17 protein-coding genes and 1 other RNA gene are annotated in these 16,738 nt (G+C 59.8%); 4 read left to right on the top strand and 14 right to left on the bottom strand.

All coding sequences use genetic code 11. The features are described 5' to 3' along the window. Positions 1 to 3: 3 nt before the first annotated feature. The 9 genes from mraY to rsmI all read right to left on the bottom strand — a co-directional run bounded on the left by mraY (position 4) and on the right by rsmI (position 9,120). Positions 4 to 1,086 carry a phospho-N-acetylmuramoyl-pentapeptide-transferase gene (gene mraY, locus AB7M25_RS05570; protein WP_008016698.1) on the bottom strand — a complete coding sequence of 361 codons (1,083 nt, stop codon included), beginning with the start codon at positions 1,084 to 1,086 and terminating at the stop codon, positions 4 to 6. After that, positions 1,086 to 2,453, bottom strand: coding sequence for a UDP-N-acetylmuramoyl-tripeptide--D-alanyl-D-alanine ligase (locus tag AB7M25_RS05565; protein ID WP_454237046.1), 1,368 nt, complete (start codon positions 2,451 to 2,453; stop codon positions 1,086 to 1,088). Before AB7M25_RS05565 ends, mraY begins: the two co-directional genes overlap by 1 nt. Continuing rightward, complete coding sequence (locus AB7M25_RS05560; RefSeq protein ID WP_429518534.1) at positions 2,446 to 3,909, bottom strand: UDP-N-acetylmuramoyl-L-alanyl-D-glutamate--2,6-diaminopimelate ligase; 1,464 nt, start codon at positions 3,907 to 3,909, stop codon at positions 2,446 to 2,448. Before AB7M25_RS05560 ends, AB7M25_RS05565 begins: the two co-directional genes overlap by 8 nt. Continuing rightward, positions 3,909 to 5,648 carry a peptidoglycan D,D-transpeptidase FtsI family protein gene (locus AB7M25_RS05555; RefSeq protein ID WP_177323526.1) on the bottom strand — a complete coding sequence of 580 codons (1,740 nt, stop codon included), beginning with the start codon at positions 5,646 to 5,648 and terminating at the stop codon, positions 3,909 to 3,911. The genes AB7M25_RS05560 and AB7M25_RS05555 overlap by 1 nt, the downstream gene beginning before the upstream one ends. Beyond that, positions 5,648 to 5,941 (bottom strand): cell division protein FtsL, encoded by a 294-nt coding sequence (gene ftsL, locus AB7M25_RS05550; protein WP_007998257.1) that lies wholly within the window; start codon positions 5,939 to 5,941, stop codon positions 5,648 to 5,650. Before ftsL ends, AB7M25_RS05555 begins: the two co-directional genes overlap by 1 nt. Next, the gene (rsmH, locus tag AB7M25_RS05545; RefSeq protein WP_371321734.1) at positions 5,938 to 6,885 is read right to left on the bottom strand and encodes a 16S rRNA (cytosine(1402)-N(4))-methyltransferase RsmH; all 948 of its coding nucleotides are present in this window, start codon (positions 6,883 to 6,885) and stop codon (positions 5,938 to 5,940) included. Before rsmH ends, ftsL begins: the two co-directional genes overlap by 4 nt. Next, positions 6,882 to 7,337 (bottom strand): division/cell wall cluster transcriptional repressor MraZ, encoded by a 456-nt coding sequence (gene mraZ, locus AB7M25_RS05540; protein ID WP_007917012.1) that lies wholly within the window; start codon positions 7,335 to 7,337, stop codon positions 6,882 to 6,884. Before mraZ ends, rsmH begins: the two co-directional genes overlap by 4 nt. 448 nt (positions 7,338 to 7,785) lie before the next feature. Beyond that, positions 7,786 to 8,139, bottom strand: an RNA gene (gene rnpB / locus AB7M25_RS05535) — RNase P RNA component class A. Between the two features lie 75 nt (positions 8,140 to 8,214). Then, a complete protein-coding gene (gene rsmI, locus AB7M25_RS05530) occupies positions 8,215 to 9,120 on the bottom strand; it encodes a 16S rRNA (cytidine(1402)-2'-O)-methyltransferase (RefSeq protein ID WP_162130270.1) in 906 nt (301 codons plus the stop codon). A 177-nt stretch (positions 9,121 to 9,297) separates the two neighbouring features. Between rsmI and AB7M25_RS05525 the strand changes: the two genes are divergently transcribed. The 4 genes from AB7M25_RS05525 (at position 9,298) to AB7M25_RS05510 (ending at position 12,744) form a co-directional block, all read left to right on the top strand. After that, a complete protein-coding gene (locus tag AB7M25_RS05525; protein WP_429385140.1) occupies positions 9,298 to 11,109 on the top strand; it encodes a penicillin-binding protein activator in 1,812 nt (603 codons plus the stop codon). Beyond that, entirely contained in the window at positions 11,109 to 11,471 is a 363-nt protein-coding gene (locus tag AB7M25_RS05520; protein WP_095965538.1) for a YraN family protein, read from the top strand. The genes AB7M25_RS05525 and AB7M25_RS05520 overlap by 1 nt, the downstream gene beginning before the upstream one ends. Before the next feature lie 104 nt (positions 11,472 to 11,575). Next, complete coding sequence (locus AB7M25_RS05515; RefSeq protein WP_007972584.1) at positions 11,576 to 12,169, top strand: phosphoheptose isomerase; 594 nt, start codon at positions 11,576 to 11,578, stop codon at positions 12,167 to 12,169. Next, positions 12,166 to 12,744: a BON domain-containing protein gene (locus tag AB7M25_RS05510; protein ID WP_102698528.1), complete on the top strand. Its 579-nt coding sequence runs from the start codon at positions 12,166 to 12,168 to the stop codon at positions 12,742 to 12,744. Before AB7M25_RS05515 ends, AB7M25_RS05510 begins: the two co-directional genes overlap by 4 nt. A gap of 136 nt (positions 12,745 to 12,880) precedes the next feature. On the opposite strand, the gene AB7M25_RS05505 is transcribed toward AB7M25_RS05510, so the two are convergent. The 5 genes from AB7M25_RS05505 to petA form a co-directional block, all read right to left on the bottom strand. After that, the gene (locus AB7M25_RS05505; RefSeq protein WP_007972582.1) at positions 12,881 to 13,294 is read right to left on the bottom strand and encodes a ClpXP protease specificity-enhancing factor; all 414 of its coding nucleotides are present in this window, start codon (positions 13,292 to 13,294) and stop codon (positions 12,881 to 12,883) included. Between the two features lie 16 nt (positions 13,295 to 13,310). Then, positions 13,311 to 13,928, bottom strand: coding sequence for a glutathione S-transferase N-terminal domain-containing protein (locus tag AB7M25_RS05500; protein WP_007972581.1), 618 nt, complete (start codon positions 13,926 to 13,928; stop codon positions 13,311 to 13,313). Between the two features lie 149 nt (positions 13,929 to 14,077). Beyond that, a complete protein-coding gene (locus AB7M25_RS05495) occupies positions 14,078 to 14,860 on the bottom strand; it encodes a cytochrome c1 (protein ID WP_428605017.1) in 783 nt (260 codons plus the stop codon). After that, entirely contained in the window at positions 14,860 to 16,071 is a 1,212-nt protein-coding gene (locus AB7M25_RS05490; protein WP_085715925.1) for a cytochrome b, read from the bottom strand. The genes AB7M25_RS05495 and AB7M25_RS05490 overlap by 1 nt, the downstream gene beginning before the upstream one ends. Further along, positions 16,071 to 16,664 carry a ubiquinol-cytochrome c reductase iron-sulfur subunit gene (gene petA, locus AB7M25_RS05485; RefSeq protein WP_095965542.1) on the bottom strand — a complete coding sequence of 198 codons (594 nt, stop codon included), beginning with the start codon at positions 16,662 to 16,664 and terminating at the stop codon, positions 16,071 to 16,073. The genes AB7M25_RS05490 and petA overlap by 1 nt, the downstream gene beginning before the upstream one ends. Between the last annotated feature and the right edge of the window lie 74 nt (positions 16,665 to 16,738).

The raw sequence follows: 16,738 nt of genomic DNA, 5'->3' as shown, positions 1-16,738 counted from the left end.
TTTCTACCTCAGCTTCAGGGTGGCAAGGCCGATCAGCACGAGAATCACGGTGATGATCCAGAAACGGACGATCACACGTGGCTCGGGCCAACCCTTGAGTTCAAAGTGGTGGTGAATCGGCGCCATGCGGAATACGCGGCGACCGGTCAGCTTAAAGGAGGCAACCTGAATGACCACTGACAGGGTTTCCATCACGAACACGCCGCCCATGATGAACAGGACGATTTCCTGACGGACGATCACCGCGATGGTGCCCAGGGCCGCGCCCAGCGCCAGTGCGCCGACGTCACCCATGAAGACTTGCGCCGGATAGGTGTTGAACCAGAGGAAGCCCAAGCCGGCTCCGATCAGTGCGCCGCAGAACACGATCAGTTCTCCCGCGCCCGGGACATAAGGAATCAGCAGGTATTCGGCGAATTTCACGTTACCCGACAGGTAGCAGAAAATGCCCAGGCCACCGCCCACCATCACCGTCGGCATGATCGCCAGGCCGTCGAGGCCGTCGGTCAGGTTGACCGCGTTGCTCGAACCGACAATCACGAAGTAGGTCAGGACGATGAAGCCTGCACCCAGCGGAATGCTGTAGTCCTTGAGCATCGGCAGGATCAGCGTGGTTTCCACCGGAGTGGCGGCAGTCATATAAAGGAAGATCGCCGCGCCCAGGCCGAATACCGATTGCCAGAAGTACTTCCAGCGGCTTGGCAAGCCACGGGAGTTTTTCTCGATCACCTTGCGGTAGTCGTCGACCCAGCCGATGGCGCCGAACAGCAAGGTCACCAGCAGTACGACCCAGACGTAACGGTTGGTCAGGTCAGCCCAAAGCAGGGTACTGACGCCGATGGACGACAGAATCAGCGCGCCGCCCATGGTCGGTGTGCCCGACTTGGACAGGTGCGACTGCGGGCCGTCATTGCGAACGGATTGACCGATCTGACGGTTCTGCAAAGTGCGGATCATCCACGGGCCGTAGCACAGCGACAAGACCAGCGCGGTCAGTACACCGAGAATCCCGCGCAGGGTCAGGTACTGGAAGACCGCGAAGCCTTTGTAGAACTGTTGCAGATACTCCGCTAGCAGCAGCAGCATTAATGTTTCTCCAGGCTGGACCCGCACAAGGCGGCGACGACGTTTTCCATCGCAGCGCTGCGCGACCCCTTGATCAAAATGGTGGTGTTTGTGTCTTGCTCGGCGCCCAGGGCCTTGATCAGTTCAGCCTGCGTGCTGAAGTGAAAAGCCTCTGGACCGAATGCGTTCACGGCGTGAGCCATCATTGGCCCGACGGCGTACAGCGCGCAAACCTTGCCACGGGCGTACTCGCCCACGTCGCGGTGCCCCTGCTCCGCCCATTCGCCCAACTCGCCGATATCCCCGAGCACCAGGACGGTGCGACCGGAAAAGCCGGCCAGTATATCAACGGCAGCGCACATGGAGGTGGGGTTGGCGTTGTAAGTGTCATCGATCACGCGCATGCCATTGCTGGCCAATTGCGCGACGGTGCGACCCTTGACCGGTTGCACCGCGCCAAGACCGGTGGCGATACCGAACAGCGACACACCGAGGGCATGGGCGGCAGCGGCGGCGGCCATGGCATTGGCGACGTTATGGGTGCCGAGCAGGTTCAGTTGAACGCGCTCTACACCTTCAGGGCTGTGCAGATTGAATGCCGGGCAGCCACGGGCATCGGTGGTCAGGTCACTGGCGTAGAAATCGGCGCTGGTGTTGCTCAACGCAAACGTCAGCACTTTGCGATCACCAGCACGCGTCTTCCAGATACCGAATGCCTTGTCGTCGAGATTGAGCACTGCGACGCCATCGGCCTCCAGCCCTTCGATGATCTCGCCCTTGGCCTCGACGATTTTTTCCGGACCACCGAACTCGCCGACATGGGCGGTCCCGGCATTATTGAGAATGGCCACGTGCGGTTTGGTCAGGCCAACGGTGTAGGCAATTTCACCGAGGCGCGAAGCACCGAGTTCGATCACTGCCGCCGTATGCTCCGGCGCCAGTTCGAGCAGGGTCAGCGGCACGCCGAGATCGTTGTTCAGGTTGCCACGGGTCGCCAGTACCGGGCCACGGGTGCGCAGGATGCTCGCCAGCATTTCCTTGACCGTGGTCTTGCCGCTCGAACCGGTGACAGCCGCGACCGGATGGGTGTAGGCGGCGCGATTGAGCGCACCCAACTGCCCGAGGGCCTGGCGAGTATCGCTGACCAGTAACTGCGGCAGTGTGCTGTCGGCGACTTCGCGCTCGACCAGCGCGGCCACGGCACCCTTGGCAGCGACTTCATTCAGATAATCATGACCATCGAAGCGCGGACCAGTCAGGGCAATAAACAGCTGACCCGCCTTGATGGCGCGGCTGTCGATGCTGATGCCGTCGAAACTGGCATCGGTCGACACCAGGCGAGCATTCAGCGCGTCGGTCAGTTCGCTCAGTTGCATGGCCTTAAGCATGGGCTACCTCCCATGCGGTCAAGGCATGATCGGCCTCGACCAGATCGGAAAAGGCATGACGCTCGCCGTTGATTTCCTGATAGTCCTCGTGACCTTTACCGGCCAGGACAATCACATCATCCACCGAGGCACTGGCGATCAAACGGGCAATCGCCTGACCACGACCGGCAACGAACTCCACTTTATCCACAGCCGTGAAACCGGCACGGATGTCATCGAAAATCACCGATGGATCTTCAGTGCGCGGGTTGTCGTCGGTCACCAGCACGCCATCGGCCAGGCGCTCGACCACCTCGGCCATCAGCGGACGCTTGCCGCGATCGCGGTCACCACCACAGCCGAACAGGCAGAGCAATCGGCCCTTGGCGTGTGGACGCAGGGCCGTCAGGACTTTTTCCAGGGCATCCGGGGTGTGGGCGTAATCGACCACCACCAGCGGTTGAGTGCCGCCGCCGAGGCGCTGCATGCGACCGGCCGGGCCTTCGAGTTTCGGCAGCACCTGGAGGATTTCGTCCAGTGCGTAATCCAGGCCAAGCAAGGCGCCAACCGCGGCGAGCACGTTGCTCAGGTTGAAACGGCCGAGCAAGGTGCTGCGCAAATGGTGTTCACCCTGCGGCGTGACCAGCGTGGCGCGCACGCCTTCGTCGTCGAACTGCGCTTCACGGCAATAGAGGTAGGCACTGCTGTCGAGCAGGCTGTAGGTGATCAACCGCGATTCACGTTTTTCAGCAGCCAGTTGCCGACCAAAGTCGTCGTCGAGGTTAACCACCCGGCATTTCAGATCGTTCCAGGCGAACAGCCTGGCCTTGGCTTCACCGTAGGCCTGCATGGTGCCGTGGTAATCCAGATGATCGCGAGACAGGTTGGTCATCACCGCCACGTCGAAGGCCAGTGCCGTCACGCGGCCCTGGTCCAGACCATGGGAAGAAACTTCCATCGCCACGGCTTTGGCACCGGCCTTTTTCAGGTCGCCCAGCGTCGCCTGCATGGCAATCGGGTTCGGCGTGGTGTGCAGGCCGCTTTCCAATGCACCGTAGAAACCGCAACCCAGGGTGCCGACGATGCCGCAATGCTGGCCAAGCAGATCCAGCGCCTGGGCAACCAGTTGAGTGACACTGGTTTTGCCGTTGGTGCCGGTCACGCCGATCAGGTTCAGATGATGACTTGGCTCGCCATAAAAACGTCCGGCGATGTCCGACAACTGAGCGGCCAGCCCTTTGACCGGAATCAAGGGAACCTCAGTGATGGGCAGCACAGTGGCGCCTTCCACTTCATAGGCCACCGCAGCCGCGCCGCGTTGCAAGGCGTCGGCAATGTGCGCGCGCCCATCGAACTTCCCGCCCGGCACGGCGAGGAACAGATCGCCCGCGCGCACGTTGCGGCTGTCCAGGGCGAGCTCGCGAATCAGTAGATCGTGGCCGGCGTGAGGGAAAATCTTGTTCAGGCTCAGAGACATCAGCCGCGCCCTCCATTGGCTTTCAGCGGAACGACCGGTGTTGCGTTCGCTTGTTGAGTAGGTGGCAAGTTGTCCGGCGTGATGTTCATCAGGCGCAGGGTGCCCGACATCACGCGGCTGAACACCGGCGCGGAAACCAGGCCACCGAAATAACCGGCCTTGGTCGGTTCATCGATGACGACCACGATGGCGTAGCGTGGATCGCTCATCGGGCCGAAGCCGGCGAACAGCGAACGGTAGGAGTTCTCGGCGTAACCCTTGGTGCCGACCGAGGTTTTACGCGCAGTACCCGACTTGCCGCCCACGTGATACGCCGGCACCTGGGCGCGGAACACACCGCGCGGGGCCTCGATCACTTGCTGCAGCATGCCTTGCATGGTTTTCGCCACGGCCTCCGGCAGCACCTGGGTGGTTTGCGGTGCCTTGTCGGTCTTGATCAGGGTCAGCGGTGCGAGGCGACCGTTGTTGGCCAGGGCCGAGAAGGCGTGAACCAACTGGATAGCGGTCACGGAAATACCGTAGCCATAGGACAGCGTGGCGGTTTCCGCCTTGCGCCACTCGCGGTAGTTCGGCAGGTTGCCGACGCGCTCGCCCGGGAAGCCCAGGCCGGTGTCCTGGCCGAGGCCGACTTTCTGCGCCAGACGGAAAATGGTTTCGCCGCCGATATCGAACGCGACCTTGCTCATCCCGACGTTACTGGAGTTGATCAGGATGCCGGTCAGGTCGAGCACCGGGCCTTCGGTCTTGGAGACGTCCTTGATGGTGTACTTGCCAATCTGCAAGGAGCCCGGATACACCTCAACGGTGTCGCTCGGTTTCCAGCGACCGGTTTCGATGGCGGCGCTCATCGAGATCGCTTTCATGGTCGAACCCGGCTCGAACACGTCGATCATCGCGCGGTTGCGCATCATCGCCGGTTGCAGGTTGCGACGGTTGTTCGGGTTGTAGGTCGGCTGGTTGACCATCGCGAGAATCTCGCCGGTCTTCACGTCCATGATCACCAGGCTGCCGGCCTTGGCGCCGTTCTCGATGATCGCGTTGCGCAATTCGCGGTTGGCCAGGTATTGCAGGCGCAGGTCAATGGACAACGCCAAGGGCTTGCCGGCCTTGGCGTTTTTGGTGACCTGGACATCCTTGATCAACCGGCCGCGCCGGTCCTTGATCACCTGACGCTTGCCGGGAACCCCGGCCAGCCATTCGTCGTAGGCCAGTTCGACGCCTTCACGACCGTGATCGTCGATGTCGGTAAACCCGACCATATGGGCAGTGACTTCGCCGGCAGGATAAAAGCGCCGGAACTCTTCGATGCCATAGACACCCGGCACTTTCAGATCGAGCACAGCCTGGCCCTGCTCCGGGGTCAGCCCGCGCACCAGATAAATGAATTCTTTGTTGGCCTGGGCTTCGAGTCGTTCGGCCAGGGCTTTTGGGTCCTGCCCCAAGGCAGCCGCCAGTGCCGGCCACTTCTCTTTGGCCGTTTGCATTTCCTTGGCATTGGCCCAAAGGGTGGTGACCGGAGTACTCACGGCCAAAGGCTCGCCGTTACGGTCGGTGATCAGACCACGGTGAGCCGGAATCGGAATATGACGAACACTGCGGGCATCGCCCTGCCCCTTAAGGAAGGCACGGTCGACCACTTGCAAATCGATGATGCGCCAGGCAATCGCAGCCACCATGATGCCGAGCAAACCCAGCACCACGCGGAACCGCCAGGGAAAGAGTGCACCTTCGAGTTTCATCATGGCGCCACCATCTTCACGTCAGCGGCACCGGGGATGTGCATTTTCAATTGTTCGGTGGCCAGCACTTCGATACGGCTGTGGGCGGTCCAGGTGCTCTGCTCCAGAATCAACCGCCCCCACTCCGCCTGCGCCTTGTCGCGCACGCTCAATTCGTTGTACAGCGAATTCAATAGCTGACGGTTCCAGTGCGCGCTGTAGGACACGCCGATGGCTGAAACGAGCACGCCGACAAACAACAGCAGCATGAAGAAGCTTCCGCCGGGCAATGGCTTGGCGAAAAGCTTGCTCACCGCAGCTTCTCCGCCACACGCATGACAGCGCTTCGCGAACGTGGGTTGGCTTTGAGTTCGGCGTCGGAGGCCGTCTGCGCTTTGCCATGGACTTTGATTTTCGGTTCGAAGGCGACATGCCGAACCGGCAGGTTGCGCGGCAGGTTGTCGGCTTCGCCTTTCACCAGCTTGCGCATGAACAGTTTGACGATGCGGTCTTCCAGCGAGTGGAAGCTGATCACCACCAGGCGACCGCCCACTTCCAGGCACTCCAGCGCGGCTTCGAGGCCGGCTTCCAGATCACCCAATTCGTTGTTAACGTGAATGCGCAGGCCTTGGAATGCACGGGTTGCGGGGTTCTTGCCCTTTTCCCATGCCGGGTTGGCGACCTTCAGGACTTCTGCCAGGTCACCGGTGCGCTCGAATGGCTTGATGTCACGGCGCTCGACCACGGCACGGGCCATGCGACCGGAGAAACGCTCTTCGCCGTATTCCTTGAACACCCGGGCGATTTCTTCCACGGGCGCGGTGTTGACGAATTCCGCGGCGCTGATGCCACGGGACGGATCCATGCGCATGTCCAGCGGGCCGTCGTTGAGGAAGCTGAAACCGCGCTCAGGATCGTCGAGCTGTGGCGAAGACACGCCCAGATCAAGCAGAACGCCGCTGACCTTGCCGGCCAGACCGCGGTCGGCGACTTCCGAACCGAGCTCGGCAAAGCTGCGCTGCACAACGACAAAGCGGCCGTCTTCGGCCGCTAGCGTCTGCCCGGTGGCAATCGCTTGTGGATCCTTGTCGAATCCGAGCAAGCGACCATCGGGACCTAGCTGGCTGAGGATCAACCGGCTGTGCCCGCCGCGCCCGAACGTACCGTCCAGATAGCAGCCATCAGGACGTACGGCGAGAGCCTCGACGGCTTCGTCAAGCAGTACGGTGATGTGGTTAAAGCCGCTATCAATAGTCACAGGATCAAATCACGCAGTTCATCAGGCATCGCGCCCGGTTGTTGAATAGCAGCCAGGTCAGCGGCAGAAACCGCGTTCCAGGCATCCTCGTCCCACAATTGGAACTTGTTCAGTTGGCCTACCAGCATCGCGCGCTTATCCAACTTGGCATATTCACGAAGACGCGGCGGAACCAGAAAACGACCACTGCCATCGAGCTCGAGATCGACGGCATTACCAATCAGTAAACGTTGCAGGCGGCGGTTCTCTTCGCGAAGCGAAGGCAGTGCGCGCAGTTTGGTTTCAATAATTTCCCACTCATCGAGGGGGTAAACACACAAACAAGGATCAACGGCATCAATTGTCACGATCAATTGACCGGAACTACGCGAATCGAGCTCGTCACGGTACCGGCTCGGCATGGCGAGACGGCCCTTTGCATCGAGACTGATAGCGTTGGCTCCGCGAAACACGTCAGCGTTTCTCCAAATTCTAGCGTTTTGAGCTCAAAAAACCCACTTCATGCCACTTTCCGCCACTTGCGCACACTATAGGAATGCGCCCACCACACCGTCAAGGCGCGGATTAAAGGAAAACCCTTACAGAACTGAGATTTAGGATCATTAGCGGAGGGGTAACGAGAATCCGGCACATGAAACTGCCCGATAACTTGAATCAGCACAGGAGGCTGCGTTCGGAAGTTAAAGTAATTTATTAAGAGTAAGATTTTTTTGGTATTACAAAAGAGGTTCTGCGGATGAATGTGTAAGGAGGGAAACCGGTGCTGCGTGGAGTTTATGCGATTCCTACAAGCGCGGGCTAATCGATATCACAAAACCGCTTCTCCCGACGTTTGTACAAGGAGGGAAACCGCTATCACCGTACCCCCTGCTCAATGATTTAAGCAGAGGGGAGAAAAAGGTGGAGAGTCGATCTGTAAGCCGGGTTCTGTCTTGAACAGTCATTCGTCTACGATGGCCATCACTGGACATCTTTAGCAACCTACCCGGTCCCAGCGCGGGCCACGCCTTGGGACCCTATTTGGTCTTGCTCCAAGTGGGGTTTACCTAGCCACGAACTGTTGCCAGACGTGCGGTGCGCTCTTACCGCACCTTTTCACCCTTACCGGCGCCGAAGCGCTTAGGCGGTTATTTTCTGTGGCACTTTCCGTAGGCTCACGCCTCCCAGGCATTACCTGGCACTTCGCCCTATGGAGCCCGGACTTTCCTCCCCCCCCTAATTTTCATAGAGGGCAGCGACTGTCCGATCGACTCTCCGCCGCGAAGGTTACCGACAGAGCGCCCGAAGAACAAGCGTTAAGCGCTGGTGCGCACGCCTGCGCGTCGGGTTTTACTCGCCCTTCTGCTGATCCAGTGCGATCTGGTACAGCACATTCTTTCGTTCGCCGGTGATTTGCGCCGCCAAAGCCGCCGCACGCTTGAGCGGCATTTCTTCGAGCAACAGATTGAGGATGCGCATCGCCTCACTGCTGACAGCACCCTCCTCCTCGGGCGCGGACCAGCCCGCCACCAACACGACGCACTCGCCGCGCTGCTGATTACTGTCGGACTCGACGAACTCGCGCAGCTCGGCCAGAGGCAGCCCCTTGAGGGTTTCAAACGTCTTGGTCAGCTCACGGGCAAGCAGTGCCGGGCGCTCGGGGCCGAACACCAGCTCCATGTCTTGCAGGCATTCCAGAATGCGATGCGGGGCCTCATAGAAGATCAATGTGCGAGGTTCTTCCTTTACCTGCTCGAGGCGCGCTCGCCGCCCCACCGCCTTGGCCGGCAGAAACCCCTCGAAAATGAAACGATCGGATGGCAGCCCCGCCGCCGACAATGCCGCAATCAAGGCGCAGGCACCCGGAACCGGCACCACGTTAATGCCTGCCGCGCGAGCCTGTCGCACCAGGTGATAACCCGGATCGGAAATCAGCGGCGTCCCGGCATCAGAGATCAATGCCACGTTGTCACCGGCGAGCAGACGCGTGATAAAGCGGCTACCTTCATCTCGCTCGTTGTGTTCATGACAGGCGGCCAATGGCGTCGAAATGCCGAAGTGTTGCATCAGGCGCTGGGAATGGCGGGTGTCTTCCGCGGCGATCAAGGCCACTTCACGCAGAATCTTCAGCGCCCGCGCACTGATGTCATCCAGGTTGCCGATGGGCGTCGCCACCACATAAAGCGAGCCAGCAGCGGAATTCAAAGCACCTGGAGCAGTCAAAGCGCACACCTCATGATCGGTAAAAGTCGCCATTGTAGCGCGTAGCGAGGCTCACGATACGTGCATGCAATCGCGCCATCGGCGACCGTTTGTGCGCTGGCGCAACATTTACACCAGCTAAATTGATCGATTCACGCCAGTAACATCGCGCCCCGGCCAGTGCTTGGGTACAATTCCACGCTAATTTGATCGAGTATCAGGAACGCTTACATGATCGCTTGCCTGCGGCTGTTATCTGCCCTCTGCCTCGCTGCCTTGCTGGCGGCTTGCGCCAGCTCGCCCTCGTCCAGCCTTGGCGAACTTCCACGGACACCGGACGCCAGTATCGAGCAACTGCTTGAAAAAGCCGCCCAAAGCAAATCTGCGGAAGATGCCGCCCTGCTGCGCTTGAGCGCTGCCGACCTGGCCTATCGCCAGGGCAATGCCGGCCAGTCCGCGCAAATCCTGCAACAGGTCCCTGTCGAGCAGCTCAAGCCGGGACCACAGGTTTTCGCCAGCACCCTGGCGGCTGAACTGGCCATGACCCGCAATCAGCCCAAGGCAGCACTGACTGCCCTGAGCCACCCAAGCATGCAACGCTTGAGCGAACTGCCCGTCGAGCAACAGGTCCGCACCGGCACTGTTCACGCCCGCGCCCTGGAAGCCGATGGCCAGACCCTCGCCGCCGCTCGCGAGCGCATTTTCATTGCCCCAATGCTTAAAGGTGAAGCCGCGAGCAAAAACCACGAAGCCATCTGGACCCTGATCGCTTCGCTGCCGACCGAGCAGTTGCAGCCGAACGCCAGCGACGATCTCGGCGGCTGGATGGCCCTGGCCCTGGCCGTGAAATCCGCCGGCACCCTGGAGCAGCAACAGGCCGCCATCGACAACTGGCGCGCGCAGAACCCGAAACACCCGGCCGCCCTTCAATTGCCGCAGCCACTGACCCAACTCAAGGAACTGGCCAGCCAGCCCTTGAGCAAGATTGCCCTGCTGCTGCCTCAGGATGGTCAGTTGGCCTCGGTTGGCAAAGCACTGCGCGACGGTTTCATGGCTGCCCACTACCAGGCACAACAGGCCGGGCAGAAACCACCCGCCATCGAGTTTTATGACAGCTCGCGCCTGACGTCCATGGACGAGTTCTACCGCAAGGCCCAGGCCGATGGCGTGCAACTGGTCGTCGGCCCGCTGGAGAAGCCGCTGGTCAAACAGCTGAGCACTCGCCCGCAACTCCCGATCACCACCCTGGCGCTAAACTACAGCGAAGGCGATCAAGGCCCGGCGCAGTTGTTCCAGTTCGGTCTTGCCGCAGAAGACGAAGCCCGCGAAGTGTCGCGCCGCGCTCGTGCCGACGGCCTGCATCGCGCAGCCATCATGGTGCCGAAAGGCGAATGGGGCGATCGCGTACTCAAGGCATTCAGCCAGGATTGGCAAGCCAATGGCGGCACCATCGTTGCCACTGAACGCGTCGACCAACCGGTCCAGTTGGCCCAGCAGATTGCCGACATGTTCCAGCTGCGTCAGAGCGAAGGCCGCGCCAAGAGCCTGCAAAGCACTGTTGGCTCGCAAGTAGCGGCCCAGCCGTCACGCCGCCAGGACATCGAGTTCATCTTCCTCGCCGCAACGCCGCAACAGGCTCAACAGATCAAACCGACCCTGAACTTCCAGTACGCAGGCGATGTACCGGTCTACGCCACCTCTCACGTGTTCAGCGCCAGCGGCGATGTCAACCAGTACAACGACATGAATGGCATTCGCTTCTGCGAAACACCCTGGCTGCTAGACGCCAACGATCCACTGCGCCGCCAGGTCACCGCCCAGTGGCCACAAGCCGCCGGTAGCCTGGGGCGTCTGTACGCCATGGGCGTGGACGCCTATCGACTGGCGCCGCGCCTGGGCCAGCTGAAGTCTCTGCCGGACAGCCGCATCGACGGTGAGTCGGGCAGCCTCGGCATGACTCAGAGCCAGCGGGTCGTGCGCCAGTTGCCATGGGCCCAGTTCGCCAATGGCCAGATCCAGCGTCTGCCGGACACCGCCCGCTGATGCCTGACAGGTCACGCCAGCAAAGCGGTATGGATGCCGAGCGCCACGCGCTCGAGCATCTTCAACAACAGGGTCTGCGCCTGCTGGCGCAGAACTGGTTGTGCAAACGCGGCGAGCTTGATCTGGTCATGCTAGATGGCGATACAGTAGTATTCGTTGAAGTCCGCTACCGAAAAGACACTCAATGGGGTGGCGCGCTCGATAGCATCGATGAGCGCAAACGGCAAAAGCTGATTTTCGCCGCGCAATATTTTCTTCAGCGCGAGTCGCGCTGGGCCAATTCCCCTTGCCGCTTCGACGTGATTGCCATCGACAGCCACCTCGATCAGCTGAACTGGCTACAGAATGCCTTCGACGGCTGATCACCGGCATCACCAACCGGACACTATCACCCAACACTTTTGCTCTTTGCTTTGCGGGCTGCACATTCACGTGCCGAACAGCCGCGCTAATTAAGGTCACACAGATGGACATGCAATCCCGAATTCGCCAGCTTTTTCAGGCCAGTATCGACACCAAGCAACAGGCGATGGAAGTTCTTGCACCGCACATCGAGCAAGCCAGCCAGGTCATGGTCAACGCCCTGCTCAACGAAGGCAAAATGCTTTCCTGTGGCAACGGCGGCTCAGCCGGCGACGCCCAGCACTTTTCGTCCGAGCTGCTCAATCGCTTTGAGCGCGAGCGCCCGAGCCTGCCGGCCATCGCCTTGACGACCGACAGTTCGACGATCACCTCGATCGCCAACGACTACAGCTACAACGAAATCTTCTCCAAGCAGATCCGCGCACTGGGCCAACCGGGCGATGTGTTGCTGGCTATCTCCACCAGCGGCAACTCGGCCAACATAATTCAAGCGATCCAGGCCGCACATGATCGCGAAATGATTGTCGTAGCATTGACGGGACGTGACGGTGGCGGCATGGCGTCGCTGCTGTTGCCCGAGGACGTGGAGATTCGCGTACCGGCCAACGTCACCGCTCGTATTCAAGAAGTCCACCTGCTGGCGATCCATTGCCTTTGCGACTTGATCGACAGCCAATTGTTCGGGAGTGAAGAATGACCCCTAATCGCCTTGGCCTACTGGCCTTGACTCTGTGCCTCGGCATCAGCGGTTGCACCTCGGTGGTGACTGCCAGCCGTGAAGCACCCATTGAAGATGACCGCGGCACTCGCACACTGGGCAGCAAGATCGACGACTCCCTGATCGACACCAAGGTTGGCGTGAACATCGCCAAGGCCGACCCGGCCCTGGACAAGGACTCGCACATCGTCGTCACCAGCTACAACGGTGTCGTGCTGCTCGCCGGGCAAACGCCACGCGCAGACCTCAAGGCCAAGGCCGAACAGGCCGCCGCCGCGGTCCAGCGCGTGAAGCAGGTGCACAACGAGCTGCAAATCATGGCCCCCTCCTCGCTGCTGGCGCGCCAGAATGACACCTGGCTGACCACCAAGATCAAGACCCAGATGCTCGCTGACGCCAACATCCCTGGTTCGCGCATCAAGGTCGTCACTGAAAACGGCATCGTCTACTTGCTGGGCCTGCTGACCAAACAGGAAGCTGCGCAGGCGACCAACCTGGTGCAAGGCGTTTCCGGTGTGCAGAAGATTGTGAAGCTGTTCGAGTACATCGACTGACACCCTTCCCTGCGCTGATGTTCTTTGGGCCCCGTAGGAGCCGGCTTGCCGGCGATGGCGATCTTGAGGGCGCCATCGCCGGCAAGCCGGCTCCTACAGTAATAAAAAAGGCGATCCATCCGGATCGCCTTTTTTATTACTTCACCACCTTCAAACTCGGTCGACCGCTTGGACGCGGTGGCTCGCTGTCCGGTGGCGGAAGGTCGTCATCCGGTTCGATGTCGTCGTCCTCGCCCATCGGCGATTCCAGGTCGAACACCATGCCCTGCCCGTTCTCCCGGGCGTAGATACCCAGGATCGATGCGATAGGCACGTACAAGGTGTGCGGCACGCCACCGAAGCGCCCCTCGAAACTGACCGCCTCGTTGTCCATGTGCAAGTGGCGCACGGCTTGTGGCGATACGTTCAGGACGATCTGCCCGTCACTGGCAAAGCCTTGAGGCACCTGCACCGACGGATACTCGGAATTGACCAGCATATGCGGGGTGCAATCGTTGTCCACAATCCACTCATAGAGCGCGCGGACCAGATAAGGTCGACTGGAGTTCATAGCGGCTCCTTAAGCCTTAGCGCATGTCGCGTTCGACACCAGACAGACTCGCCTGGAAAGCCTCACGCGCAAACTGGCGCTCCATATAATCAAGCAGCGGCTTGGCCGGCCGCGGCAGTTCTATACCCAGAATCGGCAATCGCCAGAGTATTGGCAATAGGCAGCAATCCACCAGGCTTTGTTCCTCACTGAGGAAAAACGGCTTGTCGGCAAACAGTGGCGACACACCCGTCAGGCTTTCGCGCAACTCTTTGCGAGCCACGGCACGGGCCGCTTCCTTGGTCCGCGAATCCAGAATCAGGTCCACCAGACCACACCAGTCTCGCTGAATGCGGTGTATCAGCAGGCGACTGTTGGCACGCGCCACGGGATAAACCGGCAGTAGCGGCGGGTGCGGGTAACGCTCATCCAGATATTCCATCACCACAGTCGACTCCCACAACGCCAGGTCGCGATCGACCAGGGTGGGCAAGCTGCCATAAGGGTTCACTTCAATCAGTTTAGGTGGCTGGCGTCCAGCTTCCACGTAAATGATCTCGGCGCTGACACCCTTCTCTGCCAGTACGATGCGCACTCGGTGGGAATAGTGGTCGGCGGGGTCGGAGTAACAGGCCAACCGATTGGTCACGCCCATGGCGATCCTCCTCGCTTGTAGAAATTATCGAAAGCTCAAAAACGAGCGCGCCCAGAGGGCGCCTCCCGTAACGACTGGATCACCAGTTCGCTACCTATTCAGAGGCGCCCTTGGGCGCGCGCGATTAACAGCAATAGCTTGAAGCTTTATCAGTGCACGTCTTTCCAGTATTCGCGCTTGAGCAGGTAAGCGAATACGAAGAAGAACGCCAGGTACAACAATACGTACGTACCGATGCGCTGATGTTGCAGCTTAACCGGGTTAGCCGAGTAAGCCAGGAAGGTTACCAGATTCTTGACCTTCTCATCGAACTGCTCTTCAGTCAGAGCGCCGCTTTTCGGCACAATGGTCAGTTGATCGCACGCTTCATGAGTCAACGGCGTGCCGGTCAGCGGATCATATTGTTTCTTGCCGCCTTCGACGATCGGAACCTGTTTGCATCCCACTACCTGGCGACCTTGCAGGCCGGCCAGGACGTTAGGCATGCCCACGTTCGGGAAGACCTTGTTGTTCACACCCCATGGGCGCGCAGGATCTTCGTAGAACGACTTCAGGTAACCGTAGAGCCAGTCGGTGCCTCGAACACGGGCAACCAGGGTCAGGTCCGGCGGTGCGGCTCCAAACCAGGCCTTGGCGTCCGCTGGCTGCATGCCGATACTCATGTGGTCGCCGATCTTGGCACCCGTGAATACCAGTTTTTCCAGCATCAATTCATGAGGAATGCCCAAGTCGTCGGCAACACGCTCATAGCGCTGGAACTTGGCACTGTGGCAACCCATGCAGTAGTTGGCGAACGTGCGTGCGCCGTCCTGCATGGCTGCCTTATCGGAAACGTCAATGTCGACTTTTTCCAGCTCAGGACCACCGTGTTCGGCTGCGAAAGCAAAAACTGGCAGCGCAGCAAGCATCAATACAGCAAATAGTTTTTTCATCAGCCAGTCACCCTTTCCGGAACCGGTTTGGTCTTCTCGAGCCTGGTGTAGAACGGCATCAGAATGAAGTAGGCGAAGTACAGGAAGGTACATACCTGCGACAGCAACGTGCGCTCAGGGGTTGGGGCCAGAACACCCAGCACGCCCAGGATCACGAACGCGATGCAGAACACCCAGAGCCAGATCTTGCTCAGCCAACCCTTGTAGCGCATCGACTTGACCGGGCTACGGTCCAGCCATGGCAGGACGAACAGCACGGCAATGGCCGCGCCCATGGCGATGACACCGAAGAGCTTGTCCGGAACCGCGCGCAAGATGGCGTAGAACGGGGTGAAGTACCAGACCGGAGCGATGTGCTCTGGGGTCTTGAAGGCGTTCGCCACTTCAAAGTTCGGCTTCTCGAGGAAGTAGCCGCCCATTTCCGGGAAGAAGAACACGATCGAGCAGAAGATGAACAGGAACACCACCACGCCGACGATATCTTTCACGGTGTAGTACGGGTGGAAGGCGATGCCGTCCAGCGGTATGCCGTTTTCGTCCTTGTGCTTCTTGATGTCCACGCCGTCCGGGTTGTTCGAACCAACTTCGTGCAACGCCAGGATGTGCAGCACCACCAGACCGAGGATGACGATCGGCAGGGCAACCACGTGCAGGGCGAAGAAGCGGTTCAGGGTAATGCCGGAAATCAGGTAATCACCACGAATCCACTGGGTCAGGTCGTTGCCGATGACCGGGATCGCACCGAACAGCGAGATGATCACCTGGGCACCCCAGTAGGACATCTGGCCCCACGGCAGCAGGTAACCCATGAAGGCTTCGGCCATCAGCGCCAGGTAGATCAGCATGCCGAAGACCCACACCAGCTCGCGCGGCTTCTGGTACGAACCGTAGAGCAGGCCACGGAACATATGCAGATAGACCACGATGAAGAACGCCGAAGCGCCGGTGGAGTGCAGCAGACGCAGGATCGAGCCGTACTCGACGTCGCGCATGATGTACTCGACGGAAGCGAACGCTTCTTCTGCCGACGGGGTGTAGCTCATGGTCAGCCAGACACCGGTAACGATCTGGTTGACCAGAACGAGCAATGCCAGGGAACCAAAGAAGTAGAAGAAGTTGAAGTTTTTCGGAGCGTAATACTTACTGAGATGGTCTTCCCACATTTTGGTCGCGGGAAAGCGCGCATCAACCCAATCCATGAACTTGCTCATCACGCTTTCTCCGTATCGACGCCAATGACAATGATCTCATCGGTCTCATAGGAATGCGGGGGAACTGGCAGGTTCAAAGGCGCAGGTTGCGACTTGTAGACGCGGCCAGCCAGATCGTAGTGGGAACCGTGGCAGGGACAGAAATAACCGCCTACCCAGTCTTTACCCAGATCCGCAGGAGCCACTTCAGGACGGAAGGTCGGCGAGCAACCCAGGTGCGTGCAGATACCGATCAGCAGCAGAACCTCAGGCTTGATCGAACGGGTTTCCGGATCAACGTAAGTCGGTTGCGTCGAGCTCTTGGAGGTCGGGTCAGCGAGCTGGCCCTCGATTTTCTTCAGATTCCCCAGGATTTCCGGTGTACGGCGGACGATGAACACCGGCTGACCGCGCCACTCAGCAATCATCTGCTGGCCTGGCTCGACTTTGCTGACATTCACTTTCACCGGTGCACCAGCGGCTTTCGCCTTGGCACTGGGAAACCATGACCCCACGAACGGGACCGCAGCCCCCACCGCTCCTGCAGCACCCACCACGGATGTGGCTGCTACCAAGAAGCGACGCCGGCCTGTATTCACGCCGTCATTGCTCATTCAGTCCTCTCCCATCAGCTTTGTGGCCTGTTAAATCAGGCATCTACTAAGTAAAACTATGTACTTATAAAAAT

It is taken from the genome of Pseudomonas sp. AP3_22 TE3818 (assembly GCF_053628995.1).
The sequence above is the reverse complement of the archived record's forward strand: the minus strand, read 5'-3'. Positions and strand labels throughout refer to the sequence as shown.